The following is an 8,213-nucleotide window of genomic DNA, read 5'->3' as shown; positions in this document are numbered from 1 at the left end:
GGGAAATCCTCGTCCTCGTCTATTTCGCTTGATAGAGGACAAAGCTGCTCTGAATCGGATGGGATTTAATAATCTCGGAGCTACAGCAATGGCTGCTCGATTAGAACAGTTGAAGGTTAACAGGTTAAAGGTTGCAGGTTTAGAAAAGAACCTACCGGAAGAGAAAGGCAAGGGCGAACAACCTACCGGTAGGGAACGCCTTGGGCAAACAACTTTCAACCGGATCCAAGCTTCAGGTTTAACTATTCCGATTGGCATTAATCTAGGTAAATCTAAAGTAACACCCCTAGCAGAGGCAGCAGATGACTATCGGTCGAGTTTTGGCCTGTTGAGGGAATTGGGGGATTACTTTGTGGTGAATGTGAGTTCACCGAATACACCAGGATTGCGATCGCTTCAGGATGCCACTCAACTTAGTCTGATCTTAGATGCTCTGCAACAGGAAAACGTTTCCCAAAAGCCGATTCTGGTCAAGATTGCCCCGGATTTAGAGTGGAATGCGATCGCAGATGTGCTTGAGCTTGCCCAAACCTATGGGTTAGCTGGGATTATTGCTACTAACACTACCATCCGTCGGGATCTGCTCAAAACACAACGGATTGCGGCAACGGGCAAACCGGTAACGGAAGAAGCTGGGGGGATTAGTGGAGCTCCTTTGCGTCAACGTTCTACAGACGTAATTCGATTTATCTGGCAGGAAACTCAAGGAACTTTACCGATTATAGGGGTTGGAGGGATTTTTACGGCGGAGGATGCTTGGGAGAAGATTACTGCAGGTGCTAGTCTAATTCAGGTGTACACGGGTTGGATTTATAACGGTCCATGGATGGTAAGGCAGATTCTGCAAGGGCTGTTGCAGAAGTTGGAGGAAAGAGGCATGAGTTCAATTTCTGAGGCAGTGGGTTCTGGGTCTGGTTGAAGGTTGAAGGTTGAAGGTTGAAGGTTGAAGGTTGTTTGGTTGAACGCGATCGCGTGGCCTTTTGGCCAAGGTTGTCTGTCAGAATGCAGAATTTAGAATGCAGAATTTAGAAGGCCGAATTTAGAATTATACATTCTTAATTCTACATTCTACATTTTTAATTCTACATTCTTAATTCTACATTCTTAATTCTACATTCTACATTCTTAATTCTTAATTCTACATTCTTAATTCAAAAATTCAGATTACCAATTCTGAGCGCAGGATAGTAACTGCTTGTCCACTCAGAAAAACGCGATCGCTACCGGTATAGTTAACCTTTACTACACCACCCCGAGAGGAGGCTTGGTAGGCTAAGAACTCATCTTTACTATTGCGCTCGCGCCAGAAGGGAGCGAGACAACAATGGGCAGAACCTGTAACTGGGTCTTCATCAATTCCCACTCTGGGGGCAAAGAATCGGTAAACAAAGTCGTATTCTGAATCACTGTCAGCCCAACTAGTAACAGTTACTGTAAACAGAGGTAAGGTTTTCATCAGTTGGAAATTGGGCTGCATCTGCTTGACCAACTCTTCCGACTCGACCTCCACCAAATAGCCTAGGGAATTTTTCCCAACCCACTTGATGGGTACACCTAAGGCTTGGCTGAGTGCTTCTGGAGTACTGATAACTTCTGAGGGAATCACCGGGAAATCCAGTTGAATCCACTCACCCTGGCGCTGAGCTATCAGCAATTCATTCTTGGTGTAGAACCGAATCGTTTGATCAGGGGAGACATGTCCCTCTGACCAGAGAACATGAGCACTAGCTAGGGTGGCGTGACCGCATAAGAAGACTTCCACTGTTGGTGTAAACCAACGCAAATTGAAACCATCCTCTTGCTTGACTAGAAATGCGGTTTCAGATAAATTCATCTCTCGGGCTACGTTTTGCATCCAGCTGTCATCTTGGGCAGTTGGTAAAACACAGATAGCAGCAGGATTTCCTGTAAAGGGTTTACTGGTGAAAGCGTCTACTTGAATAATGGTTTGTCCCATAATCAGGCAAAAGGTTAAATCAAGTCTGGTTAAGGATTTTTAAAATGATTGATTGTGTTAATTTTAAATTGTTAAGTGTCACTTGATCATTAACAATTTAAAATTAACAATTAATTAACAATTAACCTGCCATAAATTTTCCGAAGATGTTATCTAGAATTGAGCCTGTCTCCGGCGGGAGAGTAGAACTGTAAACGTCCAACACCTAAATATAAACCATAGGGCCTATCTCCAGGGGGGAAAGCTGTAACCCCAAACAGATAGACACCACCCCATCGTGGATTACGAACAGGACGAAGCCCAACTGTAATGGTTTTTCCTGGGTTTACTGGTGGATCGAAGGTAACTGAAATTGTTTTGGTTGAGTCGTCTTTTGTTACCCTTCCCAGAGATAACGGCTGACCCCGGTCTTGGTAGGTTCCTTCAAATGCTGAGGATTTCTCGGGATAGAATCGAATCTTATATCCTCCTTGACGCTGATTAATGGTTAATCTTTGGAGTGGTTCACCTATATCCCCTGGTAAGTCCACGGTGAAATAGTATGTTCCTCCTCGAACATCAGCTTGATTAAAGGTAGTTACTGCATCCAACAACCTAGGAGATTTCTCAAATGAAACTCTGCCATCCGCTAACTGAACGGCTTGGGTTGAGGGAGTATCCAAAATTACTAAGGATAAGACTAAGGCTATAGTAATTTTGAGCAAGTTTACCGAAAACAGAAGGGGCGCACGGAAGCTCAATCTCTTTAGAGCTGGGATCAAGGGTGACGCGGTGGTATATGAGGCCGTCTTTTCTTTGATTTCACCATCTAACATGTTGACACTAGTGATGATTCTTGTTATTTGATAATTCTAAGGTAAAAGGTTAGTAGGGAAAGCATAATTGATCCTGTACAACTATGGCATCTGTCTGTAGTGAGGAAAATCACGAAGGGAGTAAAGGTGGGGAAGCATGGCACCATGCACAATGGCAAAATCAAGTATTTAAAGTCAAACTAGTATTTATTATTTCCCCATCTCCGTGATCTTCCGATCTCCTCTTGGAATACATCCTATGTCTGTTTTGTCAAGCCCTCAATTCTATCCACCTAGGCTCAATCCCGTATTAACCCGCCTCTGTCAAAGCTTTTCTGATCTACTCGCCGATAATTTTTATAAACTGAAGTTAGTGGTTGAGTCTACGGACCTAGAGAAACTGGCTCGGTTGGAAGAGGAACGGGTGGTTTATCTCCCGAATCATCCTACCCTTGATGATGGGGTGGTTCTGTTTCTGTTATCAACTCGGTTAGGGCAACTGTTTCACTATGTTGTGGCTTACGAGAGTTTCCGGGGATGGAACAAAAAATTTCTGCCCCTGATGGGAGCCTACTCGATTAGACGGGGTTTAGGCGATCGCGCCAGCATTGCCCAAACCCTAAAGTTACTGAAGCAACCGAGTTGTGATTTGGTAATTTTCCCCGAAGGCGGCTGCTCTTATCAAAATGATACGGTTATGCCCTTCCGAACGGGAGCTATTCAACTGCCTCTACAAGCAATGAACCAAATGGTCAAACAGGGTGAACCTGTTCCTAATCTCTATTTAGTACCGGTAAGTCTGAAGTACCACTACACTGATTCCATGAAGCCAGTGATTGATCAGACCCTGTCCCGTCTAGAGAAGGCGTTCAACATTAATGCGATCGCACCAAACTTCTATGGGCGTTTACGGGGTGTGGCTGAGCAAGTAATTCTTCGCTTAGAGACTGAATACGACCTTAATCTAGACCAAAGCACTCAGATGGATTGGAACCAACGGATTAACCAGCTCAAAACTCGTATGTTGAGTGAGTGTGAACAGAAGCTAGAGCTAACACCAGCAACCATGACACCAATCCGAGAACGAGTGTATAAAATTCAGTCAGTCTTAAAATCCCGTGCTCAAGAGTTAGAAGAGTTTGATGAAACGACCTATGAATCGATTTACCAAGCTACTGTCCGCCTGCTGAACTTCGATGCAATTTACGATGGTTATGTTGCTGCCTCCCCTACGCCAGAGCGTTTTTTGGATACCCTGACTCGACTAGAGCGGGAAGTGTTTAAGTTTAATCGACCTTTGGCGAAAGGACACCGGAAAGCGATGCTCCGCATTGGAGACCCCATAAACCTCAAAGAGCATTTTGAGTCCTACAGACAAAACCGAGCAGCTACAGTGGAGATGTTGACCCAACAACTACAACAGACAGTTCAAGAAAATTTATCGTAAGCATATGCTTACGTCAACTGGATTTGAAATTAGTCCTGACAATTAATTTAAAATTTGTTTGCAAAAATACTTTTGTTTGCAAAAATACTTCACACTTTTTCCAAAAACAATTGGTTAAGCTAAGAGCAGGATAGAAAGTAGAGGAAATTTTATGAACGCTGTTTTTGGCGTGGATTCACAGCAAAGCCGCTGGCGAACCATTGCCATGTTTGCTTTAGGGTTTTGGCTCAGTAGCAGTTTGGTTATAGACTTTGTGATCATGCCATGCATGTCTACAGCTGGCATGATGACTCAGGCTAGTTTTGCTACAGCTGGCTATTCAATCTTCTGGACATTTAATCGTGTTGAGCTTTTGTGTGGCGCTTTAATATTAGCCAGCCTCCTAGTGCTGCGTGGTAATTCTAATCTTTATCATTACGTCAGACGCTGGTCTATTTTATTATCCCTGCTCATGCTAGGGATCGCAATCATTTATACCTACATCATGACACCCCAGATGAGCGCTATGGCTCTACAACTGAATCTTCTAGAGCCAGTGAGTGGCATGCCAGCAGGAATGGTGCAAATGCATGAAGGCTACTGGCTGCTAGAAGCAATCAAGTTAATCGGAGGGACTACACTACTTAGCTGGTGCTATCAAGACTATCGTAGATTGGTGTGTTCGTGACCTGCTCCCACACTCCCCCTAACCCCAGAGGTGATTAATGCTCGTCGAAATGATTGTCAGGTTAATCGGGTGAAAGGGAGGTGGGGTGGTGGGGTATCAATCCTCCACCGTTCCTTCTGAAGGCCACAATAGCCGTAATGCCATCAAAGCAAAGCCAATGGCTGCGATCGCTTTAAGTAGACGAGTAGGCAATAGATGAGCCACCCCTCCCCCAGCTACTACTCCCAGAAAGCTAGCAAGTATCAGTGCCGCTATAGTTCCCAAAAACACAGTACGGGGGGAATTGAGACTACCACTGAGTGCGATCGCTGCCAATTGGCTTTTGTCTCCAATTTCAGCTAAAAATACCGTTAGGAAACTTAGTCCTAGTAATTGCCAATCCATCGTCTAACCTTAAAGCATCTAACCTTCAACTTTAAACCTCCAACCTTCAACCTTGGCCTTTCGGCCACGCTACGCGAACAACCTTCAACCGTCTAACCTTCAACCGTCTAACCTTCAACCGTCTAACCTTCAACCATCTAACTAATACTAATTCAGTTTAATTGCGTCCCACAGAAGCATAACTGAGATCAACAGTAAAAGTGTTCCGGCAGCAGTATCCATCATCTCAGGGGAGAAGCGCTTAGCCAGCCAATGACCAATCAGTACACCTAGCAAACTAGTAGATATCAGTGCTGCGGCAGCACCAACAAACACAATCAATGGAGACTGGGATTCAGCAGTGATTAGTAGTGTTGCTAGTTGGGTCTTGTCTCCCATCTCCGCTAGAAAGATGGTTAGGAAGGTTGAACTAAAGATTCCCCATACAGCCATTTGGTTTGCTTTTACTGGCTGACTCTGGTCAGATTGAGTCACTGGAAAACTGCTCAAGATATAGGTACTCTATACAATTTACCAAAATTTGCATAACTTTACATAAATTCTGAGGCTGTGATCGCTCTCAAAATGTCAGGACTTAGGCGGTTAAGTTGATTTCGCCCCCCTAGCCCCCCAATTTTTCGGTGCGACCCGTGGCGAATTAAATTCGCCAACGGAAAGCGCACCGGGAGGGGTAATGATGTCAAAGTCCCCCTCTGGGGGACCAACGGGTGCAAATGCGTAAGTCCTAAATGTAAATTCTTAAAACAAGTTGAGACTTTTCTCCCCGAAAATTCTTATGATTGCTTTGGTAAGCATTCAGCTGTCAGCTGTCAGCCGTCAGCCGTAACTCAGATTAAACGTTACCGTAGCGTGGCCACAGGCCAAAGCTTACCTGTTTTATTCAAAAGCTGATTGCTGATTGCTGATTGCTGATTGCTGATTGCTGATTACTGATTGCTTAGTTGCTTTGATTGCTGATCAATTTATCAAATATGGGAGAAACTGCATTGATTAACTCAATTTTGTTAGCTGCTGTGGAAACCTCTGTTCCGGTGACCCCAGAGTGGAGTCCCACAGTGGGGATAGTAATGATTTTGTGTAATCTGTTTGCGATTACTGTTGGTCGCTTTGCCATCAAAAACCCCGGTCAAGGCCCAGCTTTACCTGGTGCCTCTGGACTGTTTGCCAATTTTGGTATCCCTGAACTCTTGGCAACTACTAGCCTGGGTCACATCCTAGGGGCTGGTGTCATCTTAGGTCTAGCCACTAGTGGTGTTCTGTAAGGTCTTAAAAAGGACTTAGCTTCAGGGGAAGAGAGGGGAGAGGGGGCAGTGGCAGAAGCCCCAATTAGTCTAAAATTATTTTTGACTTTTGATATCGTATTTGCTTCCCCTTCCCGATTCCCCTAGCAATTCTGGTTGAACTCGCTGCAAAAATAACACCACTGCCGCTGAAAACGACCCCTCGATCACCATCAGGGGAATATGGGCAACCATTAGCCCGTAAATTGCTATCCGTTCTGCTGCCACATTAAAATTAGCAGGAATATTGGTAATGACTAGGACGAAGAATATTAGCGTCGCCACTCCCAAGCCAGCAGCACCCGCCAAGAAGCTGAAGATAGCAGTAACAATTCGATTGCCTTTACCAAACACCCGCCGCAATTGGAACAGGTGATAAGCCAAGATTGCTGATACTCCGATCATGGCTGCATTTATCCCGAGGGTGGAGAGTCCACCATGCTGGAACATAACTGCTTGAAAAAACAAACCAATCAGAATGGCAGGAACGGCGTAATAACCTAAAATTGCCCCTAACAAGCCATTGAGAACGAAATGGACACTCGCTGGTGGGATGGGGAGGTGAATTGAGGATGCGACAAAAAAGGCAGCAGTCAGTAAGGACGCTCTGGGAATTGCCTCCTGGGGGTTTTGATGTTGATCAATTCGACGTAGGGCATACCAAGTGAGTCCACCAGTAGCTGCATAACCAGCAAGACAGACAGAAGCAGGGAGAATACCATCAGGAATGTGCATTAGTTTTCCTCCCTAAGAAAAAGAGTGCTGTACCCACAAATCCCCAGACACCAGCAGCTGCCATGAGCATTCTCTGAACAGGGGTGTAACTAGGACTGGTTGATGAGATCATTAGGGAGTTACCCGCTGCTGATGACTGACCCGCTACAGCAGAATTCTCCTCACCAAGAGTAAGAGTAATCATGCCACCGTGACCAGCTTGGCGCACCTGAATTGTCCAATTTCCCTGCTGAGCGTAATCGGGAGCAAAGATAAACCTGCCGTTGGTGTCACTAGTCCCTGTCTGCCAAGGGGTGGTAGGATTATTGGGAGCATAAATGGTTACTTGGGCATTGGACATCGGTTTACCAGTGTCGTAATTAGCATTAATCTCAATCGCCTCGATAGTTTTAGATTCAAGCCTAGTGCCGTGAGCCTCAGCATTGACTGACCAACTCAAGACAGAAACCAGGCTCAGTAGCATCAAACCTTTCGACTTCATACTTAATTCTTGACTGTTGAGTGTTGACTGTTAAGCTAGTGTGCATTTAATTGGCATATTTTCTACTTTCGGGAAAACTCCTCAATCCCTCTGACCCTCTGCCAATCTCCCACTCTCCCCCTCTTTTTGAGTATGCAAATTAGATGGGTCATAGCTGATCAGGTTTGATTTTTCTAGCACTACCTCTCGATTTTTCCTTGTCTTGATCAGGACTCTAGGTTAGAAGACTCCGGGGTTTGGAGTAAGAGTGTTGGGTACGTCATGACCTGGAAATTGGCGTGGATTTACAGTGACCTTCACCGACATGACCTAGGTTAGGCAGAATGTATTGAGTAAGCTGCTGATAGGTGCGAGCTGGGAGTGCTGATTGAAGCTGAGCCATGGTCACCTCTAGTTTGCCGTCCTTAGCCAGTGCAGCTAATGGCTCAAATCCGATCGCACCAGTGTTGAGGGGGTCATTGGCGGTCA

11 protein-coding genes and 1 pseudogene are annotated in these 8,213 nt (G+C 45.2%); 5 read left to right on the top strand and 7 right to left on the bottom strand.

From position 1 onward, the window contains the following. Positions 1 to 919, top strand: a 919-nt coding sequence (locus F6K38_RS24080) for a quinone-dependent dihydroorotate dehydrogenase (protein WP_287357657.1), incomplete at its 5' end; no start/stop codon positions are given. A 240-nt stretch (positions 920 to 1,159) separates the two neighbouring features. On the opposite strand, the gene F6K38_RS24075 is transcribed toward F6K38_RS24080, so the two are convergent. Both F6K38_RS24075 and F6K38_RS24070 read right to left on the bottom strand, forming a co-directional pair. Continuing rightward, complete coding sequence (locus tag F6K38_RS24075) at positions 1,160 to 1,957, bottom strand: PhzF family phenazine biosynthesis protein (protein ID WP_008179202.1); 798 nt, start codon at positions 1,955 to 1,957, stop codon at positions 1,160 to 1,162. 149 nt (positions 1,958 to 2,106) lie between these two features. After that, positions 2,107 to 2,772: a DUF2808 domain-containing protein gene (locus tag F6K38_RS24070; protein ID WP_008179204.1), complete on the bottom strand. Its 666-nt coding sequence runs from the start codon at positions 2,770 to 2,772 to the stop codon at positions 2,107 to 2,109. 83 nt (positions 2,773 to 2,855) lie between these two features. Here F6K38_RS24070 and F6K38_RS24065 point away from each other — a divergent pair, with 83 nt between their 5' ends. From F6K38_RS24065 to F6K38_RS24055, 3 genes are all read left to right on the top strand, one after another. Then, complete coding sequence (locus tag F6K38_RS24065; protein WP_267871979.1) at positions 2,856 to 2,981, top strand: hypothetical protein; 126 nt, start codon at positions 2,856 to 2,858, stop codon at positions 2,979 to 2,981. Between the two features lie 29 nt (positions 2,982 to 3,010). Then, complete coding sequence (locus tag F6K38_RS24060) at positions 3,011 to 4,198, top strand: 1-acyl-sn-glycerol-3-phosphate acyltransferase (RefSeq protein ID WP_287251333.1); 1,188 nt, start codon at positions 3,011 to 3,013, stop codon at positions 4,196 to 4,198. Between the two features lie 151 nt (positions 4,199 to 4,349). Further along, complete coding sequence (locus F6K38_RS24055) at positions 4,350 to 4,865, top strand: DUF4149 domain-containing protein (protein ID WP_287251331.1); 516 nt, start codon at positions 4,350 to 4,352, stop codon at positions 4,863 to 4,865. Between the two features lie 96 nt (positions 4,866 to 4,961). On the opposite strand, the gene F6K38_RS24050 is transcribed toward F6K38_RS24055, so the two are convergent. Further along, positions 4,962 to 5,249, bottom strand: a complete 288-nt coding sequence (locus F6K38_RS24050; protein ID WP_008179209.1) for a TMEM165/GDT1 family protein — start codon at positions 5,247 to 5,249, stop codon at positions 4,962 to 4,964. 147 nt (positions 5,250 to 5,396) lie between these two features. Further along, positions 5,397 to 5,723, bottom strand: a complete 327-nt coding sequence (locus tag F6K38_RS24045; protein ID WP_287251328.1) for a TMEM165/GDT1 family protein — start codon at positions 5,721 to 5,723, stop codon at positions 5,397 to 5,399. Between the two features lie 497 nt (positions 5,724 to 6,220). On the opposite strand from F6K38_RS24045, the gene psaK reads away from it, so the two are divergent. Beyond that, positions 6,221 to 6,511, top strand: a complete 291-nt coding sequence (gene psaK, locus F6K38_RS24040) for a photosystem I reaction center subunit PsaK (protein WP_008179213.1) — start codon at positions 6,221 to 6,223, stop codon at positions 6,509 to 6,511. Between the two features lie 75 nt (positions 6,512 to 6,586). Here the strand turns inward: psaK and cbiM are convergent, their stop codons facing one another. From cbiM to F6K38_RS24025, 3 genes and pseudogenes are all read right to left on the bottom strand, one after another. Continuing rightward, entirely contained in the window at positions 6,587 to 7,264 is a 678-nt protein-coding gene (cbiM, locus tag F6K38_RS24035) for a cobalt transporter CbiM (RefSeq protein ID WP_287313420.1), read from the bottom strand. Next, positions 7,251 to 7,745: a carboxypeptidase-like regulatory domain-containing protein gene (locus F6K38_RS24030; RefSeq protein ID WP_287357655.1), complete on the bottom strand. Its 495-nt coding sequence runs from the start codon at positions 7,743 to 7,745 to the stop codon at positions 7,251 to 7,253. The genes cbiM and F6K38_RS24030 overlap by 14 nt, the downstream gene beginning before the upstream one ends. A gap of 259 nt (positions 7,746 to 8,004) precedes the next feature. Continuing rightward, positions 8,005 to 8,213 (bottom strand): annotated as a pseudogene (locus F6K38_RS24025) (DUF4382 domain-containing protein); the annotation flags it as partial.

The sequence above is a fragment of the Moorena sp. SIO3B2 genome, assembly GCF_010692525.1.
GTDB classification, from domain to species: Bacteria; Cyanobacteriota; Cyanobacteriia; order Cyanobacteriales; family Coleofasciculaceae; genus Moorena; species Moorena producens.
Note: the sequence above shows the minus strand (reverse complement) of the source record. Positions and strands in the feature narration are given on the sequence as shown.

Excerpts from the sequence above, each read along its gene's own strand:
- F6K38_RS24075 (WP_008179202.1), bottom strand. The coding sequence starts at position 1,957 with ATGGGACAAACCATTATTCAAGTAGACGCTTTCACCAGTAAACCCTTT.
- F6K38_RS24070 (WP_008179204.1), bottom strand. The coding sequence starts at position 2,772 with ATGTTAGATGGTGAAATCAAAGAAAAGACGGCCTCATATACCACCGCG.
- F6K38_RS24065 (WP_267871979.1), top strand. The coding sequence starts at position 2,856 with ATGGCATCTGTCTGTAGTGAGGAAAATCACGAAGGGAGTAAAGGTGGG.
- F6K38_RS24060 (WP_287251333.1), top strand. The coding sequence starts at position 3,011 with ATGTCTGTTTTGTCAAGCCCTCAATTCTATCCACCTAGGCTCAATCCC.
- F6K38_RS24055 (WP_287251331.1), top strand. The coding sequence starts at position 4,350 with ATGAACGCTGTTTTTGGCGTGGATTCACAGCAAAGCCGCTGGCGAACC.
- F6K38_RS24050 (WP_008179209.1), bottom strand. The coding sequence starts at position 5,249 with ATGGATTGGCAATTACTAGGACTAAGTTTCCTAACGGTATTTTTAGCT.
- psaK (WP_008179213.1), top strand. The coding sequence starts at position 6,221 with ATGGGAGAAACTGCATTGATTAACTCAATTTTGTTAGCTGCTGTGGAA.
- cbiM (WP_287313420.1), bottom strand. The coding sequence starts at position 7,264 with ATGCACATTCCTGATGGTATTCTCCCTGCTTCTGTCTGTCTTGCTGGT.
- F6K38_RS24030 (WP_287357655.1), bottom strand. The coding sequence starts at position 7,745 with ATGAAGTCGAAAGGTTTGATGCTACTGAGCCTGGTTTCTGTCTTGAGT.